This window comes from Pseudomonas sp. PB120 (assembly GCF_009761815.1).
Lineage (GTDB): Bacteria > Pseudomonadota > Gammaproteobacteria > Pseudomonadales > Pseudomonadaceae > Aquipseudomonas.
In genome coordinates this window covers 73,951-100,142 of record NZ_RWIN01000045.1, presented here as the reverse complement: position 1 = coordinate 100,142, position 26,192 = coordinate 73,951, and the positions used below count along the sequence as shown (strand labels likewise).

Genomic DNA, 26,192 nt, shown 5'->3' with positions numbered 1-26,192 from the left:
AGCAAAGGGGCGCCAATGGTATTGATTCTTATTGTCTGTGTAAAACCCCCATGACGAACGAATCAGCAAAAACCGTAAGGACAAATTGTAAAGAATGTAAATTCAGTGCAAATAGTAAAGTTTCGCAATTGATACACATACCTGTTTACCCTATATTCCGCGGCCTCAAATCCTTGGGGAGGGGAATTCAAATGTCACGTCAACAACCACAATTACCTGTCAGCTCACCGCGATTGCTTGCTTCTGCGATTGGTGTCGCGATTACTGCCGGTTCTGCGGGCCAAATGGTTTTCGCGGCCGAAAAGACCGACGAAAAAGCACCAAGCAACGTGATTTCCCTGGGCGCGACCGCTATCACTGGCGAAGCTCAGGACGCGACGTCCTACAACGTCGAAAAAGCCTCCTCGCCCAAGTACACCGCGCCGCTGGTCGACACGCCGCGCTCGGTCACCGTCATTCCGCAACAGGTCCTCAAGGACACCGGCGCCCTGAACATGCAGGACGCGTTGCGCACCGTTCCAGGCATCACCTTCGGTGCCGGTGAAGGCGGCAACCCACAGGGCGACCGTCCGTTCATTCGCGGCTTCGACGCCCAGGGCGACACCTACCTGGACGGCGTGCGCGACACCGGTTCGCAGAGCCGCGAGATTTTCGCCGTTGAATCGATCGAAGTCAGCAAGGGCCCTAACTCGGCCATCGGCGGCCGTGGCGCTGCCGGCGGTACCATCAACCTGGTGAGCAAAAAGGCCCACCTGGGCGATTCCCTGGACGGTGGTTTCACCTGGGGTTCGGACCAGACCCAGCGTTACACCTTTGACGGCAACTACCAGTTCACCGATACCGCTGCCGGCCGTCTGAACCTGATGAGCCACGAAAGCAACGTCGCCGGTCGTGACAGCGTCGATTACGATCGCTGGGGCGTCGCGCCTTCCCTGGCCTTCGGCCTGGGCACCGACACCCGCGTCAACCTCGACTACTACCATCTGGAAAGCAACGACACGCCAGATTCGGGTATTCCATACACCGTTCCAGCCTCAGGTAAAACGGCCGACCGTACCAAGTCCAACCCGGACAAGCCTTATTCCGGCGGCGACAGCAGCAACTTCTACGGCCTCAACGACCGTGACTTCCGCAAGGGCCGCACCGACACCGCGACCTTCGCCATCGAGCACGACCTGAGCGACGCGCTGACCATCAAGAACACCCTGCGTCACGGCACCAGCATGCAGGATTACATCCTGACCCAGCCAGACGACAGCAAGGGCAACGTCAACAATGGCAGCGTCTGGCGCCGGGCCAACACCCGCGTCAGCAACACTGAAACCACCACCAACCAGACCGACCTGTTTGGTGACGTCTACATCGCCGGGTTCAAGAACAGCTTCTCCACGGGCATCGAGTTGAGCCGCGAAGAAAGCCAAAAATCCTCGTATACCGTCGACACGGACTCCACGCCGGGGACTCCCGTTACAACAAGGGATCCAGGCACCCAATGCACCCCGGCGACGATCGGTGTTCGGAGCGGTTACAACTGCACCTCGCTGTCGAACCCGAACCCGAACGATCCATGGAACGGTTCGATCACCCGCAACTACGCCGGCACCGACACCAAGGCCAACACCTACGCACTGTACGTGTTCGACACCCTGGAGTTGAACGAGCAGTGGCTGGTGAACATGGGCCTGCGCTACGACCACTTCGACACCGACTACAAAACCTACAACGCCGCCGGCACCACCACCGCCAAAGGTGATGACATCAGCGAGTTCGTTACCGGTCAGTTCGGTATCGTCTACAAACCGGCTGAGAACGGCAGCATCTATGCGTCCTACGCAACGTCCGCCACGCCACCCGGCGCTACGCTCGGTGAAGGCATGGATGGCAACCCGTTGGGCGGCACCCCTGATCGCAGCGGCAACCTGCTGAGCAGCGACATGGAGCCGGAAACCACCAAGAACTACGAAATCGGTACCAAGTGGGACTTCTTGAATGATCGCCTGTCCCTGACCGCCGATATCTTCCGCACCGAGAAAGAGAACGCTCGCGTTCAAGTCGACACCACCTCGTACGAAAACGCCGGCAAAACCCGCGTTCAAGGTTTCGAGTTGTCGGCCACCGGCAAGCTGACCGACAAATGGCAAGTGTTCGCCGGCTACGCCTACATGGACAGCGAACAAGTCGATGGCGGCGACCTGCCGGCCAACAAAGCCAACAACGGCAACGAACTGCCTAACACACCGAAGAACAGCGCCAGCCTGTGGACGACTTATCAAGTCACGCCGAAGCTGACCATCGGTGGCGGTGCGTTCTATGTCGACGACGTCTTTGGCAGCGTGGCCAACACCACCATGGTCAATGACTATGTGCGTTACGACGCCATGGCCGCTTACAAGCTGACCAAGAACATCGACCTGCAGCTGAACGTGCAGAACCTGACCGACGTCACCTACTACGACAAGGCGTTCTCGACCCACTTCGCCAACCAGGCGGCAGGCCGTACCGCGTTGCTGAGCACCAACTTCCACTTCTGATCGGCAGCACTTGCTCGCGATGGTCGTCAACGCGGACGTGGTCAATCTGACAGCCCACGTCGGTCTTGAGTTTTTCGCGAGCAAGCTCGCTCCTACAGAAGAAATAGAAGTTTTGATTCAGCGCCAGGCCCCGTTCATTCGTGAACGGGGCTTTTGTGCGTAAAAAAGAATGTTTCTCGACAACCCACGGCATAATGCACGCCGTGATGATAATTTTTGAACGAACAAGGCGAGTGACGTGTTGAAGAAAACCCTGTTCCAGTTGCACTGGTTTTTCGGCATCAGCGCCGGGCTGGTCCTGGCCCTGATGGGCATCACTGGTGCGACGGTATCGTTTCAGGATGAAATCCTGAGCGTACTGAACCCGTCCGTGTTGCAGGTCCAGAAGCAGGTCGCTGGCGTCCTGCCGCCCGCCGAACTGGTCGAGCGCATCGAAGCGGCGTCCGGCAAGAAAGTCTCGATGCTGAGCGTCGAGACCGACAGCGGCAATGCAGCCAAGGTGTTCTTCACCCCGCCACCGGGCGAACGCCGTGGGCAGATGCGCTACTTCGACCCGTACACCGCCGAGTTCATGGGCGATGCCGCCGGGCAGGACTTCTTCGGCTTCATGCTGCAACTGCACCGTTTCCTCGCGATGGGCGACACCGGTCGGCAGATCACCGGCGCCTGCACCCTGATTCTTGTGTTCTTCTGCCTCTCCGGCCTTTACTTGCGCTGGCCACGCCAGTGGAACAGCTGGCGCGCCTGGCTGACCCTGGACTGGAAGAAAAAAGGCCGCAGCTTCAACTGGGATTTGCATTCGGTGGCCGGCACCTGGTGCCTGGTGTTCTACCTCCTGGCGGCACTGACCGGGTTGTCCTGGTCCTATGAGTGGTACAACAAGGGCCTGACCCGCCTGCTGTCAGACGCGCCGCAAAACGAACGCGTTCGCGGTGGTCGCGGCCCTGCGCCAAGCGGCCCGGCACCGACCGCCGATTACGCGGCAATGTGGAGCAGCATCTACAGCGCAGCGGGTCCGGCACTCAGCGCCTACAACATCCGCATGCCGCCCGTGGCGGGCCAGCCGGCCACCGTGTACTACCTGTTGAACACCTCGCCCCACGACCGGGCGCTGAACCAGATCACCCTCGATCCGGCGACCGGCATCGTCAAACAGCATGACCGGTACAGCGACAAAAGCTTCAAGGCGCAATTGCTGACCAGCATTTATGCGCTGCACGTGGGCAGTTATTTCGGGGTTGTCGGGCGAATCATCCTGACCGTCACCGCGCTGACGATGCCGCTGTTTTTTGTCACCGGTTGGTTGCTGTATCTGGATCGTCGTCGCAAGAAAAAGCAGATCAAGGATGCGCGCAAAGGCCTTTCGCAACCGGGCAGTCATACTCCGGCGTGGCTGATCGGTTTCGCCAGCCAGAGCGGCTTTGCCGAGCAGCTGGCCTGGCAGACCGCCGGGCAATTGCAGGCCGCCGGTTTGCCGGTGAAAGTCCAGCCGCTGGCGAATGTCAGCGAGCAGGACCTGCGCGATTCCAGCAACGCGCTGTTTGTGGTCAGTACCTTCGGCGACGGCGAAGCACCGGACAGCGCTCGCGGGTTCGAACGTAAAGTGCTGGGCCGGGCCTTGAGCTTCGACAGCCTGAACTATGCGGTGCTGGGTCTGGGTGACCGGCAATATCAGCACTTCTGTGGGTTTGCCCGTCGCTTGCACAGCTGGCTGGGCGAGCATGGCGGCAAGACCTTGTTTGCACCCGTAGAGGTCGACAGCGGCGACCCTTACGCCTTGCGCCACTGGCAACAGCAACTCGGTTTGTTGACCGGGCAGGCCCCCGTCGATACCTGGCAAGCACCCAGCTACGAAAACTGGACGCTGACCCGCCGCGAATTGCTCAACCCGGACAGCAGCGGTTCGCCGGTGTACCTGCTGGGCCTGACCGCGCCCACTGCCCGTAGCTGGCTGGCGGGCGATCTGGTCGAAGTGTTGCCGCGCAATTGCCCGTGGGCCATCGAGCATTTCCTTGATGGCCTGGGCATCGACGGGCGGGCCACGGTGATTGTCGAGGACCTGCCGCAACCGCTGGAGCACGCGCTTGCCAGCCGCCAAATGCCCGAAAACCGCGCGCATCTGGTCGGCCTGCATGCCCAGGCGTTGATTGATGCGTTGGTGCCGCTGGCCATGCGCGAATACTCGATCGCTTCGATTGCTGCCGATGGCATTCTCGAACTGATCGTGCGCCAGGAATTGCATGCCGACGGCCGCCTCGGTGTCGGCTCCGGCTGGCTGACCGAACATGCCCCTCTGGGAAGTGCCATCAGCCTGCGGGTTCGACGCAACAGCGGTTTCCACCTGCCGACCGAACCCGTGCCGATGATTCTGCTGGGCAACGGCACCGGGCTGGCCGGGCTGCGTAGCCTGCTCAAGGCGCGGATTGCCGATGGGCAACAGCGGCATTGGCTGCTGTTTGGCGAGCGCAATCGTGAGCACGATTACCTGTGTCGCGATGAGCTTGAGGAATGGCGGACGTCCGGGGACCTGGAGCGACTGGACCTGGCGTTCTCGCGGGATCAGGCCGAGAAGATCTATGTGCAGGATCGCTTGCGTGAATCGGCGGACGAGTTGAAAAAATGGCTGGCCGACGGTGCGGTGATTTACATCTGCGGCAGCTTGCAAGGAATGGCATCAGGAGTGGACCACGTGCTCAACGAGCTGCTTGGCATTGAAGCCGTTGACCGCCTGATCGAACAAGGCCGCTACCGCCGCGACGTCTACTGACGCACTGCATTACCTGTAGGAGCGAGCTCGCTCGCGATGGACCTGAGAACGCCACGGGGTGCCAGACTCCCCGCGTTCTCGTTGGCGACCATCGCGAGCAGGCTCGCTCCTACAGGGTTTTAGGTGTCCGCAGGTTGCAGCTTCTGCTCAAAAACACTCACCCCATCCAGGTCCCGCAACACCACGCTCAGCGCCCCCGTCTGCCCGTCAATGTTCACTTCGCCAAAAAACTGAAAACCGGCAAACGGCGAGGTGTTTGGTTCACAGCCCATCAATAAATAGGAAATTTCAGCGCCGCAATTGGGAAACTTCCTAAGGCCAGTGCCTACGCGACCCCGGTAGTTTCACTACAAAGATCGCGGCGTAAACACGCCGGCAAACATAACCAGGAAGGTTGCCCCATGAAATATGAATTGAAGTTTCAGATCTACGGAATTGATGAGGACAGCGACCTGGCTGTATTCGAAATCGATTTACCCCCGCCCGTCACCACGGATGTCCTGATGCCGATAATGGCTTGGCATGAGGGAGAGCATGCAATGGCGAGCCAGCTTCTAACCGCCAGGCAGATTTCGGCAATTGAACGTCTCGCAATGATCAAATTCCCCAGGAACCTGAGGCTGTATATCAGCAGTTATTTGTGAACTCGACATTTGTGACACCACAAACCCTGTGAGAGCCCGCGATGAACGACCTTGGCCGGTCGGGGTGTGCCGGATTCGCGTACAAGACAACTGTTTGATCGTGTTGCCGCTGACGACTTCGCGGGCAAGCCCGCGATGACGATCTAACATTCAACAACGATGCTGACCAAGAGACCGCTTTTGCTCGGCACCTACAGGTTTTTGCGTCAGGCGTTGACGGGCTCGACTGCCAACTCGACCACCTCAGGCCTTTTGAGTACCGCATACGCCACCGCCGTCAGCAAACTCCCCGCCACAATCGCCAGCAGATACAACAACGCATGGTTGATCGCATTCGGGATCGCCAACACAAACAAACCGCCGTGGGGCGCCATCAACTTGCAGCCGAAATACATCGACAGCGCACCGGTCAGCGCACCACCGGCGATGCTCGCCGGAATCACCCGCAGCGGGTCCTTCGCGGCAAACGGGATCGCGCCTTCGGAAATAAAACACAGCCCCAGCACCAACGCCGCTTTACCGGCTTCGCGCTCGGTCTGGGCGAACTTGCGCCGCGCGATAAACGTGGCAATGCCCAAGCCAATCGGCGGCACCATGCCGGCCGCCATGGTCGCCGCCATCGGCGCATAACTCTGGGACGCCAGCAGCCCGACCGAAAACGCATAGGCCGCTTTGTTGATCGGCCCGCCCAGGTCGACACACATCATCCCGCCCAACAACACGCCCAGCAGAATCGCGTTGGTGGTACCCATGCTGTCGAGGAAGTGCGTGAGCCCTGCGAGCATCCCGGCCACTGGTTTGCCGACCACGTAAATCATCACCAGCCCGGTGAACAGACTCGCCAGCAACGGGATGATCAGGATCGGCTTCAGCGCTTCAAGGCTTTGCGGTAAACGGGCATAACGATTGATCGCCTGTGCGGCGTAACCGGCGATAAAACCGGCAATGATCCCGCCGATAAAACCAGCGCCCAGGGTGCTGGCCAGCAGGCCGCCGATCATCCCCGGCGCCAGGCCTGGGCGGTCGGCGATCGAGTAGGCAATGTAGCCCGCCAGCAGCGGCACCATCAGCTTGAACGCGGTCTCGCCACCGATCTGCATCAGCGCGGCGGCCAGGGTGCCCGGTTCTTTGAAGGCGGTAATCCCGAACACGAACGACAACGCAATCATCAAGCCGCCCGCCACCACCATCGGCAACATGAACGACACGCCGGTCAGCAGGTGTTTGTAGACGCCGGTTTTCTCCTGCTTGGCCGGGCCTTTCGCGCCGGTGGCGGCACTTTCCTGTTGACCTTCGGCCAGCGCTTTGTTCAGCGTCGCCTCGGCTTGTTTCAAGGCGATCCCGGTGCCGCAACGATAGATTTTCTTGCCCGCGAAACGGTCGGTCGCGACCTCGATATCGCAGGCCAACAAGACCACGTCAGCCTCGGCGATCGCCTGCGCACTCAACGGATTTCGCGCGCCCACCGAGCCCTGGGTTTCGATTTGCAGATCGTAGCCCAGGCGCTTGGCCGCTTGCTGCAAGGCTTCAGCGGCCATGAACGTGTGAGCAACGCCGGTCGGGCACGCGGTGATCGCCACCAGGCGCGGAGTGTTTTGAACGACGGCTTCCGCTACAGGCGCGACGTAGACTTCGGCCTCCTGCGCGCCTCGTCGCAATACCGCCTCGACATCCTGCAAGGCTTGCGCCGGCGTGCTGCGAAAAACCCGTTTACCGACGAATCGCGACAGATCCACCGGTGCGCTGGTCACCAGCAACACCCATTCGGCCGCCTCGATCGTGGCCGCCGACAATTGACGTTCCGGGTGCGCGGCATCGGTGACTTCAACGCTGGTGCTCCAGCCCTGACGCTGGGCTGCCGCGTCGAGCAAACGTGCGCACAGCACACTGGTGACCATGCCGTTCGGGCAAGCCGTAACAATGGCTAACTTCATGACAACCCCTCTTATTGTTCTGTCAGGGCGCGCACGCGCACACCCTGTTCGAGCCGCGCCAACTGCGTGGCGTCGCCCATGCCAAAGCCAATCTGGGTGACCGCCATCGCGGCAATCGCCGTGGCGGTTCGCAAGGTCTGTTCAGGCGTGTCGGCGCTGAGTAAACCGTGGAGCATCCCGGCCAGCAATGAATCCCCGGCACCGACCGTGCTGGCGACGCTGACCTTGGGCGGCGTGGCGTGCAGGGCAGAGCCGACGCTGAACCAGTTCACGCCGTCCGCTCCGTGGGAAATCACCACGTGCTCGATGCCCTGAGCGTGCAACTGGCTCGCGGCTTCGGCTTGAGCAGCCACTGAGATCACGTCGCAGCCCAGCGCATCCGCCAGCTCTTCGGTGTTGGGTTTGATCAGCCAGGGACCGGCCTTGAGCGCTGCGCGCAACGCTTCGCCGCTGGTGTCGAGGGCGACGTTCAACCCGAGGTTTTTCAAGCGAAGGACCAATCCTTTCAACCATTGGGGACTGATACCCTGGGGCAGGCTACCTGCCACGACAACCGCGTCATGCCCCGGCGCAATCCGGTCCAGCCGATCCAGCAGCGCTTGTTGCGCCGCCTCGTTGACCAGCGGCCCCGGGCCGTTGATGTCGGTGATGCGCCCATCGCTTTCCGCGAGTTTGATGTTGCTGCGGGTCTCGCCGGGAACGCGGATGAACGCATCGGTAAAACCGCGTTTGGCGAACAGGGTTTCGAACGCTTGGGGATTGTCTTCGCCGAGGAATCCGCTCACGGTCAGTTGATGCCCCAGGTCGGCAAGCACCTGAGCGACGTTCACGCCCTTGCCGGCGGCATGGGTGTGCATCGCGTCGCTACGGTTGACCTGGCCGGGCTCAAGGCGCGGCAACTGCACTGTCAGGTCCAGCGCCGGGTTGAGGGTCAGGGTTAAAATCCTGGCCATTACAAAGCCTCCACTAATGCGCGCACTTCATTCGCGCTGCCCACGGCCAGCGCCTGTTGGGCCAGGGTCTGGGCCTGATCAAGGCTCAGCTCGCGGATCCGGGCCTTGACCTCGGCAATGCTGCGCCCCGATACGCTGAGCTCATCCACGCCAAGACCGACCAGCACTGGCACCGCCAGCGGGTCCGCCGCCAGCTCACCGCACACGCCGACCCATTTGCCGTTGGCATGCGCCGCGCGCACGGTGATGTCGATCAATTGCAGGACCGCTGGGTGCAAGCCGTCAGCCTGCGCCGACAACGTGGGATGTCCACGGTCGATGGCCAAGGTGTATTGCGTGAGGTCGTTGGTGCCGACGCTGAAGAAATCGACCTCCTTGGCCAGCACCGGTGCGAGCAAGGCCGCCGATGGCACTTCAATCATGATTCCCAGTTGCAGGTCCGCCACCGGGATTTCCAGGCGCAGGCGTTCGGTCATGTCCCGCGCCTGACGCCACTCTTCGACGCAGCCGACCATGGGAAACATGATCCGCAGCGGGCGGTTGTCGGCAGCGCGCAGCAAGGCGCGCAACTGCGCTTCCATGATCGCCGGGCGCTGCAGGGTCAGGCGAATGCCCCGCACGCCAAGGAACGGGTTTTCTTCTTTGGCGATGGGCCAATACGGCAGCGGTTTGTCGCCGCCGACGTCAAGGGTACGCACCACCAGCGGCCGCCCCGCCAGACCATCGAGCACGCGACGGTATTCCGCTTCCTGAGTGGCCTCATCCGGTGCTTGCGAATGCGCCATGAAAATCAGCTCGGTGCGCAGCAGCCCAATGCCTTCGGCGCCCTGCTCCACTGCGCTGATGACCCCCGCGCTTTCGCCGATATTGGCGAACACCTCCACGGCGTGACCGTCGGTGGTCAGTGCCGGTTGATGACGTTGTTCGGCGGCGGCTTTGAGGCGTTGCTCGCGGGTGTCGCGTTCTGCGGTGGCGCGCTGCAACGTCGCGGCGTCGGCGTCCACGTGCAAGCGACCACGCTGGCCATCGAGCAACAACGGCGTGCCCGGTGCCAGCAGCAACACCGCCGCGCCGGCACCGACCAGCGCCGGAATACCGAGGGCGCGGGCGACGATGGCGCTGTGTGCCGTAGCGCCACCCCGGGCGGTGAGAATGCCGGCGACACGGGCCGGATCGAGACGGGCAACGTCGGATGGACCGACTTCATCCATCACCAGGATGTACGGTTGATCGGGTTCACTCGGGGTGACGACGCCGCAGAGTTGCGCCAGCACTCGACGACCGATGTCGCGCAAGTCGGCAGCACGTTCCGCGAGCAAGGCGTCCTGCAAGGATTCCTGTTGCTTGGCCGCCGCTTCAATCACCGCCATCCACGCCGCTTCGGCGCTTTCACCTTGCTTGAGTCGGGTCTCGACCTCATCGGTCAATTCCGGGTCGTCGAGCATCTCTTGATGGGTGATGAAAATCTCGCGAATCGCCTTGGATTTGCTGCGCTCGATCAGGCCCTGGATGTCGCGACGCACGTCGGCCAAGGCTTGCTTGAGACGCTCGCGCTCAATGGCAGCGGACTCACCGCGCAGCGGGTATTCGATGGTTTGCAGCACCTGGATGTGCGCCGGGCCGATGGCGATGCCCGGGGCAGCGGCGATGGCTTGAACCAGGCTGCCGGATGCCGGCGCAAGCAGCACTTCGGCCACGTCGCTGATCACTTCGCGTTGTTGGCTCACGGCCGGCAAGGGTTCCACTTCCTCACCCAGGCCTTCTTCGATGGCAGCCAACAGGGCCGGCAACGCATCGGCGGCGATGCCTGGCTCGGCAATGAACTCCAGCACCTGGCCACGACGGGCGCCAAGGCTGAGCAACTTGCTCAAACTCTTCACCGACACGGCGCTGTCCTGGCCATCGACGATGCGCACGCGAATCTCGCCCTCGAAACTCTTCGCCAGTTGCGCGAGGATTTTCGCCGGGCGGGCATGCAAACCGTGAGCGTTGGCCAGGGCGATGCGAGCGCTCGGCCAGTCCGCCGGCAGCTCACCGCCCAACACTTCGAGTACTTTGCGGCTGCTGGTGGCGCGGCCCAATTCATGGCCGCGACCCTCGATCAGCAACGCGCACAGGCGTTCGAGCAAGGCCTGATGCGCCTCGCCCAGACTGGCCAGGCAAAACAGGCCACTGAGGGGCTGGCCGAGATAACGCATCGGTTTGTCCGGGGTGACAAACGCCAGGCCCGGACGTTTAACCGTTTGCTCACTGTGCAGCCACCACAAGCCATCGCCCAGGGGCAGCGCTTCGACCTGTTGCAGCACGGCGGAGAAACCGTTGCTCACGCAATCGGCCTGACGCAACAAACGCGCACCGCGCCAGACAAGTTCTTCAAAGTCGTCGGCGGAGACGCCAAGGCCGATCATTTGCGCGTCCAGCGCCAGTTCTTGCGGCGCGCCTTGCAGCAATTTCAGCAAGGCTTCGGCAGAACTGGCACGACGCAGTGCCTGGCCAAGATCGGTCTCGCCGAGGGCGCGAGTCAACAATTGCAGCAGACGCAAGTGTTCATCGGATTTGGCCGCAATACCGATCGCCAGGTAGACGATCTGGCCGTTGCCCCAATCCACGCCTTCCGGAAATTGCATTAACCGCACACCGGTGGAAAACACCTGATCGCGGGTTTCCGGGGTGCCGTGGGGAATGGCAATACCTTGACCGAGAAAGGTCGAGCCCTGGGCTTCGCGAGCCTGCAAGCCGGCCAGATAACCCTCGGCCACCAGGCCATCGGCGACCAGATGCCGAGCCAGCAATTGCAGCGCTGCGGACTTATCCACAGCCGACTGGCCCATGGATATCTGCTCTATGGTGAGCTCGAGCATGCTTTCTCCTTTTTGGCGTCTGTTGGCGCCAGGTATTGTTTTGAATTGAGTCAGCTTAGGCGCTTAATCATCACATTTGGCGGTTTCACGGCAGAACCAGCCAAAGGCGCCTATAACGTAGAAAATACGCCTGCTGAAACGTTTAATCTAGAATGCTTGGCACGTTACTCGATTATGTCCCATCCTTGAAGCCCAACTTGTCGGATACGTTGCTGCATGGGTCGCCGGCCTGAATCGGGTAGGATTGAGGAAAATGTCGGCTGAAAATCAAGGAACTCCCGAGTTGAAACTCAGTGATATCGCCCAATTGGCCGGTGTGTCCGTGACCACCGCCAGCTATGTCATCAATGGCAAGGCCGAACAGCAACGCATCAGCAGTGCCACCGTTGAGCGCGTACGTGCGGTGGTCGAACAACATGGCTTCACGCCCAACCCGCAAGCCGCCGGCCTGCGCAGTCGGCACACCCGCACCCTGGGTTTCATTCTGCCGGATCTGGAAAACCCCAGTTACGCGCGGATCGCCAAATTGCTGGAACAAGGCGCCCGGGCCCGGGGTTATCAACTGCTGATCGCCAGCTCCGACGATGCACCGGACAGCGAACGCCAATTGCTGCAGCTGTTCCGTGCCCGACGTTGCGATGCGCTGATCGTTGCCAGTTGCCTGCCCGCCGGCGATGAAAGCTATCGTCAGTTGCAGGCCAAGGGCATTCCGATCATCGCCATCGACCGGGTCATGGAGCCTGAGCATTTCTGCTCCGTCATCAGCGACGACCGCGAGGCCAGCCTGCAACTGACCCGCAGTCTACTGGACCCGCTGCCCAAGCAGATCGTGCTGATCGGTGCCCGCCCTGAATTGAGCATCAGCCAGGAACGGGCCGCCGGATTCAAGGAAGCCCTGGCCGGGTTCAAGGGCGAAGTGCTGATTGAGCACGGCGAGTCGTTCAGCCGAGAGTGCGGCAAACAGTTGATGGACGAACTCCTGCAGCGTCTGGGCCATTTGCCGGAAGCCCTGGTGACCACGTCCTACGTGCTGCTTCAGGGCGTGTTCGATGCCTTGCACGATTACCCGCTGAAGAACCGCCCGATTCGCCTCGGTACCTTCGGCGACACGCAACTGCTGGATTTCCTGCCCTTGCCGGTCAATGCCATGGCGCAGCAGCATCAACTGATCGCCGATAAAGCCCTGGCACTGGCGCTGGCCGCCATCGAGCAATCCGATTACCAGCCCGGCGTACAGGCCATCCCGCGCACCTTCAAGCAGCGCATCCGCCAGGACTGAACCGTGAAGCTGATTGACACCCACACTCATCTGGATTTTCCGGATTTCGACGAGGATCGCGCGGCGCTGCTGGCCGAAAGCCGCGCCCTTGGCGTAAAGCGGATGGTGGTGTTGGGGGTTTATCAGGGCAATTGGCAGCGGGTCTGGGATCTGGTGACAAGCGATCCCGACCTGCATGCTGCGTTCGGTTTGCACCCGGTGTATCTGGATGACCATCGGCCCGAAGACTTACGCGAACTCGGCGAATGGCTGACCCGGCTGGCCGGCCATCGACAGTTGTGTGCGGTGGGTGAGATCGGTCTGGATTACTTCATCGAAACCCTGGACCGCGAGCGCCAGCAGATGCTGTTCGACGCCCAGTTGCAATTGGCGGTGGACTTCAATCTGCCGGCGCTGATTCATGTGCGGCGCAGCCATGCGGCGGTGATCGCCACGCTCAAGCGCTTTCGGTTGAAACGTGCGGGGATCATCCATGCTTTCGCCGGCAGCAAGGAAGAGGCCCGCGAGTACATCAAACTCGGTTTCAAACTCGGCCTCGGCGGCGCCGCGACCTGGCCCCAGGCCCTGCGCATGCACCGCGTACTCGCCGAGTTGCCACTGGATTCGGTGGTCTTGGAAACCGACTCACCGGACATGGCGCCCGCCATGTTCCCCGGGCAACGCAACAGCCCGGCCCACTTGCCGGCAATCTGCTCGGCGCTGGCCGGCATCATGGCCATCAACCCCGAGCAATTGGCGGCTGCCAGTACCGCCAATGCCTGTGAGCTGTTTGACTGGTAATCAGTCGGTGTGAGCCTTGGCGGCTTCAAGAATCAACGTCATGTGTTGCCGATGCCGGGCAAATCGAACGACCAGAAAATAAATCAGAATCGCCACCAGTGAGAAATTCAGCTGCTCGATCACGCTGAGCATGCCCAACCACTCCATCACTAACGCCACCAGCAGCGTGGTGCACACCATCACCAACGTGCTCGCCCGCAGCATGGCCAGCGAATCAATCGACTTGAAGCGCTTGATCTGTTTCGGATCGTTCAGTTGCAAGGCTTTGTGGCAGTGGGAACAGGCAAACGCTTCATTGATCGAAATGGCATTGAGTTGCCACGATTCGAGTGCAAGCGTATTTCCGCAATGTGCACAATGCCCCAGGATTCCATTCGTTGCAGCAGACATTACCGAGCCTCCTCAGGGCAGGTCAGGGATATGGATCTTCCTTCATTGAAGTCCAATTGCCAAAGGACTGAGGAAAACAGGAAATCGCCTACGTGAAAAGGGGATTTGTACTACAGATTGCATTACGAACCTGTAGGATCGAGTAGGCTCGCTCCTACAGTGACTCAGACCCGGAACGCGCTGATCAGCTGCTTGAGCTCCACCACCTGAGCCGACAACGCACGGCTGGCATCCTCGGTCTGGTGTGCACCTTCGGCAGTGCGCTCGCCCGCGCGGTTGATCTCGACAATGTTCTGGTCAATGTCGTGAGCCACGGCGGTCTGCTGCTCCACCGCAGCGGCGATCTGCTGGTTCTGGTCGACGATCATGCCGACGGCACCCAGAATATTTTCCAGCGCTTGCTGGACCTTTTCCGACTGCCCGACGGTGCCGTTGGCCACCTGATGGCTGATGCCCATCGCCTTGACCGCCGCGCCGACACCGCCATGGAGCTTGGCGATCATTTGCTCGATTTCTTCGGTGGACTGCTGGGTGCGCTTGGCCAGGGTCCGGACCTCGTCCGCCACCACCGCAAAACCACGCCCTTGCTCGCCCGCTCGCGCCGCTTCGATCGCCGCGTTGAGGGCCAACAGGTTGGTCTGTTCGGCGATGCTCTTGATCACCTCCAGCACCCGGCTGATGGACTGGCTGTCAGTTGCCAATTGGTTGATCACCAGCACCGACTGATCGATTTCACTGGCCAATTGCGCGATGCTGCCCTGTTGCGATTCCACCAGCCCACGGCCGCTGATGGTCTCGTCGTTGACGCTATGGGCGCTGCTGACCGCTGCCGCGGCACTGCGCGCCACCTCAAGGGAAGTGGCCGACATCTGGTTCATGGCCGTCGCCACCTGCTCGATCTGGGAACGCTGCCCCGCCACGGCCTGGTTGCTCTGCGCGGAAACGTTCTCCACCTGCCCGGCCTGGCGCTCCACTTCGCCGACGGTCTGCCCCACCCGCTCGATCAGGTCATGGATTTTCTTCACGGTGCCGTTGAACACTTCGCCCAGTTCACCCAGTTCATCGCGACTGTTTGCGTTGAAAGTCACGGTCATGTCGCCAGCCGCCACCTTGTCCATCATCGCGCCAAGGCGTTTGAGGGTTGTGCGGGTCGAGGCGTAGAAGGCGCCGTAGAGGTAGAAGATCAACACAAACACCACCGACAGCGCCACGGCCTGCAAAATCATGTGGGTGCGGTTCTGGTCCAGCCGCTGCTGCAACTGCGTGCCGAGAAACTTCAAGGCGGCGTCATTGAGCTGGTAAGTCCGGTCCATCAGGCCCGTGACCTGATCGTAAAAACCCTGCCACGGCGCATCGAGCGTGTCCGCCATCACCACCTGTTCTTCGAACAGTTCACTGGCCTTCTTCAACGACACCTTGCTGTTGTCGGCCAGCGCCGACAGGGCTTCCCGCGCCGCTTTGCTCGAGCCCAATGCGTCCTGCAATTTCAGCCCGTATTCGCCCTGCAGCTTTTCGATTTGTGCCAACAGTTCATCGAAACGGGTACTGGATGCCGAGTTGAGAAAGCCCTGTCCCAGGGAAAAGGAGCCCATCGCCCGACCTTCGCCCAGCAGCTGGGTGACCGGCGGGGTGACGTTGGTGATGAGTTCGCTCAGCTGACGCATGTCGCTCTGAGTGTCGCGACTGAGCCCTGCCTGGCTGGCGACGATCTGGCTGAAAATCTGCGCATTGCCGAGCAATTTGACGATCATCCCGCTTTTGCTTTGCAGGGAGTTTTCCGCTTGCTGGGCCTTGAAAGCGGCGATCATTTCATCGCGTTTGGTATTGAAAACAGCGATTTGCTCCGGATCCGTGGTCATGGCCGTCAGCCCTTGAAGCCTGGCCAGCACACTTTGCCCCACACTACTGATCTGCGTCTCGACATTACCCGCCTTGCCGGACTGCCCCAGGGTGACGTTGATCTGCACCAGGTTGTTCAGGGTTTCCAGGTCGCGCCGCAACGACAGGCTGCTGCCCAGGAGGTCAAGGCTCTGCAATTCGACCTGAGTGCCCTGAAATTCACGATAGGAATCGCGCACCAGATAGAAGTTGGTAACCAGCATCGGCACCAGGAACAGAACGCTGATCAGGCTGAACTTCATACCAAAGCTCAGGCGATTCATTAGCGCAACGGCGGGATAGAGCAAGCTCTTCACTGGAAGTCTCCCTTGGATTTCTTATTTTTATTGGCAGGCGCGGGTCGAGAGCAGATAGCCACTATTCGGCGCTAACTCTGTATAACTTAAATCGGCGGGAGGTTTTGTAACTTAAGGTTAACGACGCGAGGTTGTTGACTCATCTTGTGGCGAGGGAGCTTGCTCCCGCTCGACTGCGGAGCAGGCGCAAATCAATCGAACGGTATGTCCGTGACGCCATTTGGGGGCGCTTCGCACCCCAGCGGGAGCAAGCTCCCTCGCCACAAAGTTAGTGCAAATCAGATGGCGGGCGAGCTAGGGAAGCACGGTCCACAACGCAAACCCGGCGTACCAGAGCACGGCCGCTCGCAGCAGCAGTTCCCAGATCCGGTCCAGGTTGTTGATGCCATCAGGCCCGACCACCGGCGCCGGGATTTCACCGGCCACCAGCCCGACCTTTTCGATCAATTGAGCGGCGCTGATGTTCCAGTTGAGCAGTTCGTGCAACATCACCCGGCCAACTGCAACAAAGTTGCCCACCAACGCAAAACTCGCCGCCAGCAGTCGCACCGGCACCCAATCGAACGCATGACGCAGTTGTGCGGCGCGCTCGACCACGGCGCGATTCTGTCCGTGCTCTTCGGCCAGGGCCAACAGGCGATAGCTCAACGCCGCCACCGGCCCCAGCAGGAAGTACCAGAAAATCACGGCGAAAAAGCTTTGGTAGGCCTCCCAGAGTAAGTGCCCTTCGACGCGTTCCAGCAGTTGTTCACCGCTTTCGGCGCAGATACCCAAATCACGGTTTGCCACATGGGCGGCGGCTTGCAGGTCTTCCCGGCGCCAGGCATCGCGAAAAGGACCGAGGCCGGCCAACAGATCACCGCGACCCAGACTGTAAATCACCACCAGCAAATGCACCGGCAACGCCAGCAGTCCGTAGGCAACCGGGTCGAGCACCACCAGCAGCAATCCCAGCAACGCCACCGGCAACAGCACCAGAACTACCAGGACCAGCCATGGACGCTGCGCCAGGCGCGGGCTGGACTCAAGTTTGTGCAGCTCGCGCACCCAACCGCCGTCACGTTGAACCCGATGGCGCAGGCCCGAGAACTTCTCGATCCAGACCGCCAACAGCAACACCAGAAAACTCATTGTTGTTCCTCTTTTGCCAGGGCGGCGCGATAACGTGCCCAGTCGAACGCCGGTCCCGGGTCGGTTTTGCGCCCCGGAGCGATGTCGCTATGCCCGCAGATGCGCTGAGCGGTGATGGCCGTGAAGGTGCCTTGCAACTGCCGGGTCAAAGCCGTCAACGCTTGATACTGCGCGTCGGTGAACGGCAGATCATCGGTGCCCTCAAGCTCGATGCCCACGGAAAAATCGTTACAGGTTTCCCGCCCCTCGAAATTCGAGACGCCGGCATGCCAGGCACGCTCAAGACAGGAGACAAACTGAGTGACGGCACCGTCACGCTCGATCAGAAAATGTGCAGAAACCCGCAGGTCCGCAATCCCTTCAAAGTAGGGATGCTCCGTGACATCCAGACGATTCTGGAAAAACTCCTGCACTTTTCCAGTGGCAAACTGCGCCGGCGGCAGGCTGATGTTGTGGATCACCAGCAGGGAAATTTCGCCGCCGGGGCGCGCATTGAAGTTGGGTGACGGGCATATGCTCACGCCCTGACACCATCCGCTCGCGGGGTCCAACTGCATACAGATTCCTTCAACGACCACTGTGTAGGTGCTCAGTATGCCGTGATAGACCCTCGGGGCGCGATCACTTGCCGTGATTGAGGCGCCGCAAGTTGTCGATCACCGACTCCAGTGCCCGATCGAACAGCAGTGTATCGTCGAGGGCGCGCACCGCACCCCGGCGAAACTCCAGGGCCAGCCCCGTGCGGCTGCGTTCCAGCACTTTCATCCCGGTGCGGTCGACGAAAATATATTTGCCCGTGGCGTCGATAATCGCCGCCAGCTTGCAACGCAGGGTATTTTCCTCGTCTTCCTGAAATTCCACCCAGCGGCCCACGCGCAACTGATCGACCTGCAGCAAACACTGGTCATCTTCCGGCAAACGCGCCTCGACCGGACCTTCGTCGGCGGTTCGCAAGACGACTTCTTTCTGCACTTCGATCATCACCGGTTCGTTGCCAGATGGCTCAGCCATCGGCCCCGGGCGTTCGAACAACTGAACGTGCAAACTTTCCAGCTCACTGAAAAATTCACCCGTGGCGAACGGATCGAACGCTGAGCTGATCAACCCATCACGCAATGACTTGAGCAACCCCGGCACCAGTGCCAACAGGCGCAAACTCGCGTCGGGTTCATCATGGCGCTGCACGCTCCAGATCAATTGCTCCATGGTGTGCACATCTGCGCGCCACTCGGCCGAATGGTCGCCGTGTTTAAGGCAGGTCAACAGCAACACTTTGCTCCAGGCCTCCTGAACAAACACCGCGACACCTTGCGGCAGGACTTTGCCCAGCAATGCCTGATTCAACGCCTGTTCGACCCGTTTCCGGGCCAGCTCAGTCCTGGCGCGACCTTCTTCGGCGTCACGGGTTCGTTGCTCCAGCAACTCGCTACGACGTCGCTCGTCGCTGGTGAAGGCGAGAAAATCTGCGAGCAATTCGGAAAAAATCGCCGGGTCGTCGACAAAGTCGTTCAACAGGCGCTGCACCACCTGCTCGATGCGCAGGTACAGGCTGTCGCGCTCATGGTCATCGCACTCGCCCCAACCCACGGCGGCAGCGGCTATCTCATTGAGCAGACGCCGGGCGGGGTGATTGCTGCGGCTAAAGAAGCTCTTGTCCAGCACCGCGACTTTCAGCATCGGAATCTGCAATCGACCGATCAACGCCTTGAGCGAGTCCGGCAGGTTGCGATCATCAAGGATGCATTCGAAAAGCATGGCGATCAGGTTGATCACGTCTTCGTCAGCCACGCCGACAACCCGCGACTTGCCGCTTTTGACACTGCCCCGTGCCAGCAACTGTTCCAGCTGATTTCGCAGATCTAAATCGTCCTGAGCCGCCGGGGCGGGCACGTATTGCTGCAAGTGCGAGAGCAGGCGCAACAGGTCGCGGGTGGATATCGGCTGGGCCAGGGTACTGGCTTCGGGCGTCGGTGCAACGCTGCCGCGCACGCGCACAAGCAATTCCTGTAATGCAGCGAAAACCTCATGCACGCCGTCGTCGGCCCGGGTTGCGGTTGCGCCGGTTCGCGCCGTATCGGCCGGGACGCTGGAGGCAACACGGCCGTTGGTCCTGCGTGCCGGCACAGGCTTGAGGTCGGGCAGCACACCGGTGGCGATCAGCAGCTGATTGGCTTCGCCGTAAAGCTGATCGGCATTGCTGAGCACATAACGTTCGAACAACTTGAGAATGATCAGCTTGACCTTGATCTCCATCCCCAGGTTCCTGCCGGCCCGCAAGAAGTACTCGCAAAGCATTGCCGGCCCCAAGGGATTGCGTTGATCGGCCAGCGGCTTGCCCAGCAGTGCGCTGAATCGCGCCTTCAGCTGATCAAGGGCAAAACCGTCGCGGTTCAGCACTTTGCCGACCATGGCTTCCACCGCCACACTGCGCTCCAGATCATCATCGGAGGATGGCGCTTGGGCGTGGACGACCAACGCCTGATGTAAGTCTGCGGGTGTGATGTCATTGGGAGTGAGGCTGACAAACGCCTCGAAAAAGTGCTCGAGAAAAACCCGCTCGATGCTTTTGCGCTTGAGGCGCAAGTCGCGCATGGCTTCGAAAAAGAGATGTTGCTCTTCACCATTGCGTGCCCGGTCAGCCATTTCGAACAGAGTATCGTCGGCATTATCGAACAGCTCCTGCAAACCCCGCCGGAGCTGTTGGGCAGCCTTGTCGCGAACCTGAAGCAGAATCACAGGCAGGCGGGCGAGCGGCGAGTGAATCGCTCTGTCGGTAGCCGCCTTGTGCAAAGGCACTACATTCCCGTCATTGTGCATCCAGCCTCCTGAAACGGTCCGTCTTCAGTTCGTAAAGCAAAGAACGTCAAAGTCATGACGTCAAACATAAGGCGAATTATCTTGTAAAAAGTGCCTCTTGTACCAGCAGACTCTGCTCTCCCCTTGAAATAGGCGCTTGCGAATGGCTGAGTCCAGCGGGACTTTGCCCCGGGGAATCGACCAAATGCAGGCATCGGAACGATCCGGACCGCTCTGATGCCTTGGGTTGGTCCGCGCCATGGCCCTATAATCGGACCACTTTGTTTGTGGAGTCCGTTATGCCGAATCTACGTCTCGCCGATCTGACCGCCGAAATCGAAGCCAACGTGCGCCGTGCGTTACTCGAAGACGTCGGCAGCGGCGACATCACCGCGCAGCTGATCCCGGCCGAACGTCTGGCCAAAGCCACCATCATCACCCGCGACGCCGCTGTCATCTCCGGCACCGCCTGGGTCGATACCGTGTTTCGGCAACTGGACCCACGCGTCGCCGTGCACTGGCAGGTGCGGGACGGCGAACGGGTGAAACCCAATCAGGCGCTGTTTCATCTCGAAGGCCCGGCACGCTCGCTCCTGACCGGTGAGCGCTCGGCACTGAATTTCCTGCAATTGCTTTCCGGCGTGGCCACGCGCGCGCAATACCTGGCGGATTTTGTTGCCCAGACGCAGGTCAAGTTGCTCGACACTCGCAAAACCCTTCCGGGCTTGCGCCTGGCCCAGAAATACGCCGTGACCTGCGGCGGTTGCCACAATCACCGCATCGGCCTGTATGACGCCTTCCTGATCAAGGAAAACCATATCGCGGCCTGTGGCGGCATCCCTGAGGCGATCGCGGCCGCGCACAAGATTGCTCCGGGCAAACCGGTCGAGATTGAAGTGGAAAGCCTGGCGGAGCTGAAAGAGGCGCTGGCAGCCGGTGCCGACATCATCATGCTCGACGAACTGAGCCTGGATGACATGCGCGAAGCCGTTCGCCTGAACGCAGGCAAAGCGAAACTGGAGGCCAGCGGCGGTATCAACGAAAGTACGCTGCTGCCGATTGCGGAAACCGGGGTGGATTACATTTCGATCGGTGCAATGACCAAGGACGTGAAGGCAGTGGACCTGTCGATGCGGTTGAGCCTCTGATCACACGAACGCGCAATGAAAAACGCCAGCCTCTTTGAGGCTGGCGTTTTTGTCAGACCACCAGATTGTTCATCTCGCAGTACTCTTCCCAGTCGACGCCGAGGACCTCGGCCGCCTCTTTGTGCAATTCCAGGCGCTTGGCCTCAAATTCTTCCGGGGTCGAGGTGTACTTGAGCGTCAGCTCCCACGACTGCAGGCCCTGGGATTCGGCTTCGTCCTCGAATGCCCACTGGATCTGGTCTTTCTGATCATCGGCACTCAGGTCCTTGATCTCTTCAGCGAGCTGGGGCGAATCCAGCAAGTACTTTTTCAGCGCTTCTTCGTGTCTGGCTTCTTGGGTCAATTCTTTAACGGTCATGGCGTTCTCTTTGATCTGGGGAATGGAAGATGGATCTGGATCATCAAGGATCTCTCTGACGCAAAAAAACCGTTTGAAACCTGGTTTATCTGGCCTTCAGAACCATTCGGGATCATCTGAAAACAAGGTGTTGCTGGTGCCCGAGACAGGAATTGAACCTGCGACCTTCGCGTTACGAGTGCGCTGCTCTACCAACTGAGCTACACGGGCGGTGGGCTAAACCTAGCACTGACTTTAGGGTCAGGCAACTTCACAAGTCGTCTCAATTTCTTGCAGGCAAAAAAATACCCCGCAGCTTTCACTGCGGGGCATTTCTACAACGTTGAAGCGGTCAGACGGGGCGGGTGATTAAACGCCCGAAGCCTTGGCTGCTGCTACGTCTTTGATGGACAGCTTGATACGGCCGCGGTTGTCCACGTCCAGTACCAGAACTTCCACTTCCTGGCCTTCTTTCAGGATGTCGGTCACTTTCTCAACGCGAGCGTCGCTCAGCATCGAGATGTGAACCAGACCGTCCTTGCCCGGCAGGATGTTGACGAATGCGCCGAAGTCGACGATGCGCTCAACCTTACCGACGTAGATCTTGCCGATTTCAGCCTCAGCGGTGATGCCCAGAACGCGCTGACGTGCTGCTTCAGCCGCTTCCTTGGTTTCGCCGAAGATCTTGATCGAACCGTCGTCTTCGATGTCGATCGAAGCCTTGGTTTCTTCACAGATCGCACGAATGGTCGCGCCGCCTTTACCGATGACATCACGGATTTTGTCGGTGTCGATTTTCATCGCGATCATGGTCGGAGCGTTTTCCGACAGCTCGGTACGCGACTGGCCAATGATCTGGTTCATCTGACCGAGGATGTTCAGGCGCGCTTCCAGGGCTTGGCCCAGAGCGATCTCCATGATTTCTTCGGTGATGCCTTTGATCTTGATGTCCATCTGCAGCGCGGTAACACCTTTGGCGGTACCGGCTACTTTGAAGTCCATGTCGCCGAGGTGGTCTTCGTCACCCAGGATGTCGGTCAGGATGGCGAACTTCTCGCCTTCTTTAACCAGACCCATGGCGATACCGGCAACCGGTGCCTTCATCGGAACACCAGCGTCCATCAGGGCCAGGGAAGCACCGCAAACGGAAGCCATCGAGCTCGAACCGTTGGATTCGGTGATTTCCGATACCACACGGATGGTGTACGGGAACACGTCAGCGGCAGGCAGCATGGCGGAAATCGAGCGACGGGCCAGACGGCCGTGACCGATTTCGCGACGACCAGCGCCACCCATGCGACCACACTCACCTACCGAGAACGGAGGGAAGTTGTAGTGCAGCATGAACGGGTCTTTTTTCTCGCCTTCCAGGGTGTCCAGCAGTTGTGCATCACGGGCAGTACCCAGTGTTGCAACGACCAGAGCCTGGGTTTCGCCACGGGTGAACAGCGCCGAACCGTGGGTCTTTGGCAGAACGCCGACTTCGATGTTCAACGGACGTACGGTCTTGGTGTCGCGTCCGTCGATACGTGGCTTGCCGTTCACGATGTTTTCGCGAACGGTGCGGTATTCGATTTCACCGAAAGCAGCTTTGACTTCGCTGGAAGAAGGCTGGCCTTCTTCACCGGAGAGCTTGGCCACAACCTGGTCTTTCAGTTCGCCCAGACGAGCGTAACGGTCAGCCTTGATGGTGATGGTGTAAGCCTGGGAGATCGCGTCGCCGAACTCGGCACGGATAGCGCCCAGCAGAGCAGTGGCTTCTGGCTGTGGAGCCCAGGTCCAGGTCGGCTTGGCAGCTTCGGCAGCCAGTTCTTTAACGGCGTTGATCACCACCTGGAACTCGTCGTGAGCAAACAGTACAGCGCCCAGCATCTGGTCTTCGGTCAGCTCTTTGGCTTCCGATTCAACCATCAACACGGCTTCCGAAGTACCGGCAACGACCATGTCCAGGCTCGAAGCTTTCTGTTGTTCGTAAGTCGGGTTCAGCAGGTAGCCGGTGCTTTCGTGGAACGCAACGCGGGCAGCGCCGATCGGGCCATCGAAAGGAATGCCGGAGATTGCCAGGGCAGCCGAGGTACCGATCATCGCAGCGATGTCCGGATCGGTCTTCTTGCTGGTGGAAACGACGGTGCAGACAACCTGCACTTCGTTCATGAAGCCTTCTGGGAACAGCGGACGGATCGGGCGGTCGATCAGTCGGGAAGTCAGGGTTTCTTTCTCGGAAGGACGGCCTTCGCGCTTGAAGAAACCGCCAGGGATCTTACCGGCAGCGTAAGTCTTTTCCTGGTAGTGAACGGACAGAGGGAAGAAGCCCTTGCCTGGATCGGCTTGTTTGGCACCGACTACGGTCACCAATACGCTGACGTCGTCGTCAACGGTGACCAATACTGCGCCGGAGGCCTGACGGGCGATACGGCCAGTCTCGAGGGTAACGGTCGACTGACCGAACTGGAATTTTTTGATTACCGGGTTCACGGTGTCCTACCTTCTTTTGTGGCTCTTGGGGAACTTGTCTTCTTGCGAAATTCTTGGGCAATGTCGGGAATCGGCCCAACGCCTGTCCAGGGTAAAACGGTGTATCCAGATAAAACTTGAGGCTGGGAGCCTGCCATGCGCCAGCGGGAAACCCACTGACGCGCGGCAAACAACCAACCTCTAGCGCAATCGCTTATTAGCGACGCAGACCCAGGCGACCGATCAGAGTCTGATAACGACCCAGATCCTTGCCTTTCAGGTAGTCCAGCAGCTTACGGCGCTGGTTTACCATGCGGATCAGACCACGACGGGAGTGGTGATCTTTACCGTTGGCCTTGAAGTGACCTTGCAGCTTGTTGATGTTGTGGGTCAGCAGTGCAACTTGCACTTCTGGCGAACCAGTGTCACCAACAGCTTGCTGGTAGTCAGCTACGATTTGAGCTTTTTCTTGAACGTCGAGAGCCATGAGGCAATCCTTTTATCAGGAAACTGTTTCAGAAAAACAGTTTCAACAGGCCAGGGACAAATCCCTGTATCTAAAAATGAGTAGTGACCGTGCCTGTTAACAGCCACCCTCGTTCGGTCATTCTGACCGAATCAGTCTACGCGGCGCGATGCGCCCGTCTTCGCTCACTTCACCGATACCGATGAAGCGACCGTTATGATCCTGTACGCGTACCATGCCAAACTTCGGCGCATCCGGGGCTCGTACCGGTTGGCCGTTTAGCCAGTAGAACGAGCTGTGCTCCGAGAACTGCAACAGTGGCCAATCCAGCAAGCCGCTGTCCGATGGCATCAGGAAGCGGTCGACCGCTTCGTTGCCGCCTTCGGCATGTACCGCTTCCAACTCTTCCAGAGTGACCGTCTGGGCCAGCGTGAAAGGCCCGGCCTGGGTACGTCGCAATTCAGCAACGTAAGCGCCACAACCGAGTTGCTCACCGATATCCTCCACCAGGGTGCGGATATAGGTGCCTTTACTGCAATCCACCGCAAGCCGCGCAGTATCACCTTCGAAGGCCAGCAATTCCAAGCGCGCAATAGTAACAGAACGCGGTTCGCGCTCCACTACTTCGCCTGCACGGGCCAGCTTGTACAGCGGTTGGCCATCACGCTTGAGCGCCGAGTACATCGGCGGTATCTGACTGATTTGCCCACGAAATTTCGGCAATACCGCTTCGACATCGGCGCGACCAACGGTCACCGGACGCTCCTGCAAAACCTCGCCCTCGGCATCCGCCGTGGTGGTGGTCTTGCCCAGTTGCGCCAGGGTTTCATAAGCCTTGTCGGAGTCGAGCAGGTATTGCGAAAACTTGGTGGCCTCACCGAAGCACAACGGCAGTACACCGGAGGCCAGCGGGTCGAGACTGCCGGTGTGCCCGGCTTTCTCGGCGTTCAGCAACCAGCGAACCTTCTGCAACGCCGCGTTGGAGGTGAACCCCAACGGCTTGTCGAGCAGGATGATGCCGCTGACGTTACGACGGATACGTTTGACCTGAGCCACCGATTTACTCCTTGGTGTCTTCGGCTTCTGCCGCAACCGGATGCTGATTGTCTTCAGCCACCGCACGCTCGATCAGGGCCGACAGGTGCGCACCACGCACGACGCTTTCGTCGTAGTGGAAGTGCAACTGCGGAACGCTGCGCAACTTCATTTCACGGGCCAACTGCATACGCAGGAAGCCGGCGGCGGAGTTGAGCACCTTGATGCTTTGCGCGATGTCTTCGGCGTTGTCCTGACCCATCACGGTGATGAAAATCTTGGCGTGACCAACGTCACGGCTGACTTCAACAGCGGTAATGGTGACCAGGCCGACGCGCGGGTCTTTGACTTCACGACGGATCAGCTGTGCCAGCTCACGCTGCATCTGATCGCCGATACGTTGGGTACGGCTGTATTCTTTTGCCATGTCTTGTTACCTGTTACTGCCCCACGGTGAAACCCGAGGGGTCTGAAAGCGGCAAACGCCCGGC

General features: G+C 59.9%; 19 protein-coding genes, 1 tRNA gene and 2 pseudogenes. 6 read left to right on the top strand and 16 right to left on the bottom strand.

Annotated elements, in window-relative coordinates:
* Positions 1-191 precede the first annotated feature (191 nt).
* Both EJA72_RS09300 and EJA72_RS09295 read left to right on the top strand, forming a co-directional pair.
* Positions 192-2,531 carry a TonB-dependent siderophore receptor gene (locus tag EJA72_RS09300; protein WP_157711177.1) on the top strand — a complete coding sequence of 780 codons (2,340 nt, stop codon included), beginning with the start codon at positions 192-194 and terminating at the stop codon, positions 2,529-2,531.
* A gap of 238 nt (positions 2,532-2,769) precedes the next feature.
* A complete protein-coding gene (locus tag EJA72_RS09295) occupies positions 2,770-5,298 on the top strand; it encodes a sulfite reductase flavoprotein subunit alpha (RefSeq protein ID WP_178129212.1) in 2,529 nt (842 codons plus the stop codon).
* 119 nt (positions 5,299-5,417) lie between these two features.
* Here EJA72_RS09295 and EJA72_RS29645 read toward each other — a convergent pair.
* Positions 5,418-5,558 (bottom strand): annotated as a pseudogene (locus EJA72_RS29645) (hypothetical protein); the annotation flags it as partial.
* 141 nt (positions 5,559-5,699) lie between these two features.
* Between EJA72_RS29645 and EJA72_RS09285 the strand changes: the two are divergent.
* On the top strand, positions 5,700-5,942 hold the full coding sequence (locus tag EJA72_RS09285; protein ID WP_157711175.1) for a hypothetical protein: 243 nt from the start codon (positions 5,700-5,702) through the stop codon (positions 5,940-5,942).
* Positions 5,943-6,148: 206 nt separating this feature from the next.
* Here EJA72_RS09285 and EJA72_RS09280 read toward each other — a convergent pair whose 3' ends face one another.
* Genes EJA72_RS09280 through ptsP form a run of 3 tightly spaced genes read right to left on the bottom strand, consistent with a single transcriptional unit; the run spans position 6,149 to position 11,690 of the window.
* Positions 6,149-7,876: a PTS fructose-like transporter subunit IIB gene (locus tag EJA72_RS09280; RefSeq protein ID WP_157711174.1), complete on the bottom strand. Its 1,728-nt coding sequence runs from the start codon at positions 7,874-7,876 to the stop codon at positions 6,149-6,151.
* Positions 7,877-7,887: 11 nt separating this feature from the next.
* The gene (gene pfkB / locus EJA72_RS09275; protein ID WP_157711173.1) at positions 7,888-8,829 is read right to left on the bottom strand and encodes a 1-phosphofructokinase; all 942 of its coding nucleotides are present in this window, start codon (positions 8,827-8,829) and stop codon (positions 7,888-7,890) included.
* Positions 8,829-11,690, bottom strand: a complete 2,862-nt coding sequence (ptsP, locus tag EJA72_RS09270) for a phosphoenolpyruvate--protein phosphotransferase (protein WP_157711172.1) — start codon at positions 11,688-11,690, stop codon at positions 8,829-8,831. Before ptsP ends, pfkB begins: the two co-directional genes overlap by 1 nt.
* Before the next feature lie 283 nt (positions 11,691-11,973).
* Between ptsP and cra the strand changes: the two genes are divergently transcribed.
* Positions 11,974-12,969, top strand: coding sequence for a catabolite repressor/activator (gene cra / locus EJA72_RS09265; RefSeq protein WP_157711201.1), 996 nt, complete (start codon positions 11,974-11,976; stop codon positions 12,967-12,969).
* Between the two features lie 3 nt (positions 12,970-12,972).
* Positions 12,973-13,749 carry a TatD family hydrolase gene (locus EJA72_RS09260; protein WP_178129210.1) on the top strand — a complete coding sequence of 259 codons (777 nt, stop codon included), beginning with the start codon at positions 12,973-12,975 and terminating at the stop codon, positions 13,747-13,749.
* Here the strand turns inward: EJA72_RS09260 and EJA72_RS09255 are convergent, their stop codons facing one another.
* The 6 genes and pseudogenes from EJA72_RS09255 to EJA72_RS09235 all read right to left on the bottom strand — a co-directional run bounded on the left by EJA72_RS09255 (position 13,750) and on the right by EJA72_RS09235 (position 20,282).
* A complete protein-coding gene (locus EJA72_RS09255) occupies positions 13,750-14,139 on the bottom strand; it encodes a hypothetical protein (RefSeq protein ID WP_157711171.1) in 390 nt (129 codons plus the stop codon). It abuts the gene before it with no gap.
* 164 nt (positions 14,140-14,303) lie between these two features.
* A complete protein-coding gene (locus EJA72_RS29640; RefSeq protein ID WP_372240693.1) occupies positions 14,304-15,008 on the bottom strand; it encodes a methyl-accepting chemotaxis protein in 705 nt (234 codons plus the stop codon).
* A 153-nt stretch (positions 15,009-15,161) separates the two neighbouring features.
* Positions 15,162-15,365, bottom strand: a pseudogene (locus EJA72_RS29635) (HAMP domain-containing protein); the annotation flags it as partial.
* Positions 15,366-16,628: 1,263 nt separating this feature from the next.
* Positions 16,629-17,465 (bottom strand): regulatory signaling modulator protein AmpE, encoded by an 837-nt coding sequence (gene ampE, locus EJA72_RS09245; RefSeq protein WP_157711170.1) that lies wholly within the window; start codon positions 17,463-17,465, stop codon positions 16,629-16,631.
* Positions 17,462-18,022 carry a 1,6-anhydro-N-acetylmuramyl-L-alanine amidase AmpD gene (gene ampD, locus EJA72_RS09240; protein ID WP_157711169.1) on the bottom strand — a complete coding sequence of 187 codons (561 nt, stop codon included), beginning with the start codon at positions 18,020-18,022 and terminating at the stop codon, positions 17,462-17,464. Before ampD ends, ampE begins: the two co-directional genes overlap by 4 nt.
* Before the next feature lie 64 nt (positions 18,023-18,086).
* On the bottom strand, positions 18,087-20,282 hold the full coding sequence (locus tag EJA72_RS09235; protein ID WP_157711168.1) for a DUF1631 domain-containing protein: 2,196 nt from the start codon (positions 20,280-20,282) through the stop codon (positions 18,087-18,089).
* 278 nt (positions 20,283-20,560) lie between these two features.
* On the opposite strand from EJA72_RS09235, the gene nadC reads away from it, so the two are divergent.
* Complete coding sequence (nadC, locus tag EJA72_RS09230; protein WP_157711167.1) at positions 20,561-21,409, top strand: carboxylating nicotinate-nucleotide diphosphorylase; 849 nt, start codon at positions 20,561-20,563, stop codon at positions 21,407-21,409.
* Positions 21,410-21,461: 52 nt separating this feature from the next.
* On the opposite strand, the gene EJA72_RS09225 is transcribed toward nadC, so the two are convergent.
* The 6 genes from EJA72_RS09225 to rbfA all read right to left on the bottom strand — a co-directional run bounded on the left by EJA72_RS09225 (position 21,462) and on the right by rbfA (position 26,128).
* Positions 21,462-21,767, bottom strand: coding sequence for a DUF6388 family protein (locus tag EJA72_RS09225; RefSeq protein WP_157711166.1), 306 nt, complete (start codon positions 21,765-21,767; stop codon positions 21,462-21,464).
* 134 nt (positions 21,768-21,901) lie between these two features.
* Positions 21,902-21,977 (bottom strand) — tRNA-Thr (locus EJA72_RS09220).
* 138 nt (positions 21,978-22,115) lie between these two features.
* Positions 22,116-24,221, bottom strand: a complete 2,106-nt coding sequence (gene pnp / locus EJA72_RS09215) for a polyribonucleotide nucleotidyltransferase (RefSeq protein ID WP_178129205.1) — start codon at positions 24,219-24,221, stop codon at positions 22,116-22,118.
* A gap of 196 nt (positions 24,222-24,417) precedes the next feature.
* Complete coding sequence (rpsO, locus tag EJA72_RS09210; RefSeq protein ID WP_003177875.1) at positions 24,418-24,687, bottom strand: 30S ribosomal protein S15; 270 nt, start codon at positions 24,685-24,687, stop codon at positions 24,418-24,420.
* 117 nt (positions 24,688-24,804) lie between these two features.
* Complete coding sequence (gene truB, locus EJA72_RS09205; RefSeq protein ID WP_178129203.1) at positions 24,805-25,722, bottom strand: tRNA pseudouridine(55) synthase TruB; 918 nt, start codon at positions 25,720-25,722, stop codon at positions 24,805-24,807.
* Between the two features lie 4 nt (positions 25,723-25,726).
* On the bottom strand, positions 25,727-26,128 hold the full coding sequence (gene rbfA, locus EJA72_RS09200; RefSeq protein WP_008149016.1) for a 30S ribosome-binding factor RbfA: 402 nt from the start codon (positions 26,126-26,128) through the stop codon (positions 25,727-25,729).
* Positions 26,129-26,192 lie beyond the last annotated feature (64 nt).

Bases quoted from the DNA above. Each gene is read 5' to 3' on its own strand.
- EJA72_RS09280 (WP_157711174.1), bottom strand. From the start codon at position 7,876: ATGAAGTTAGCCATTGTTACGGCTTGCCCGAACGGCATGGTCACCAGT.
- rbfA (WP_008149016.1), bottom strand. From the start codon at position 26,128: ATGGCAAAAGAATACAGCCGTACCCAACGTATCGGCGATCAGATGCAG.
- rpsO (WP_003177875.1), bottom strand. From the start codon at position 24,687: ATGGCTCTCGACGTTCAAGAAAAAGCTCAAATCGTAGCTGACTACCAG.
- EJA72_RS29640 (WP_372240693.1), bottom strand. From the start codon at position 15,008: ATGTCGGCCACTTCCCTTGAGGTGGCGCGCAGTGCCGCGGCAGCGGTC.
- nadC (WP_157711167.1), top strand. From the start codon at position 20,561: ATGCCGAATCTACGTCTCGCCGATCTGACCGCCGAAATCGAAGCCAAC.
- EJA72_RS09225 (WP_157711166.1), bottom strand. From the start codon at position 21,767: ATGACCGTTAAAGAATTGACCCAAGAAGCCAGACACGAAGAAGCGCTG.
- EJA72_RS09235 (WP_157711168.1), bottom strand. From the start codon at position 20,282: ATGCACAATGACGGGAATGTAGTGCCTTTGCACAAGGCGGCTACCGAC.
- EJA72_RS09285 (WP_157711175.1), top strand. From the start codon at position 5,700: ATGAAATATGAATTGAAGTTTCAGATCTACGGAATTGATGAGGACAGC.
- EJA72_RS09255 (WP_157711171.1), bottom strand. From the start codon at position 14,139: ATGTCTGCTGCAACGAATGGAATCCTGGGGCATTGTGCACATTGCGGA.
- pfkB (WP_157711173.1), bottom strand. From the start codon at position 8,829: ATGGCCAGGATTTTAACCCTGACCCTCAACCCGGCGCTGGACCTGACA.
- ampE (WP_157711170.1), bottom strand. From the start codon at position 17,465: ATGAGTTTTCTGGTGTTGCTGTTGGCGGTCTGGATCGAGAAGTTCTCG.
- ampD (WP_157711169.1), bottom strand. From the start codon at position 18,022: ATGCAGTTGGACCCCGCGAGCGGATGGTGTCAGGGCGTGAGCATATGC.
- ptsP (WP_157711172.1), bottom strand. From the start codon at position 11,690: ATGCTCGAGCTCACCATAGAGCAGATATCCATGGGCCAGTCGGCTGTG.
- EJA72_RS09300 (WP_157711177.1), top strand. From the start codon at position 192: ATGTCACGTCAACAACCACAATTACCTGTCAGCTCACCGCGATTGCTT.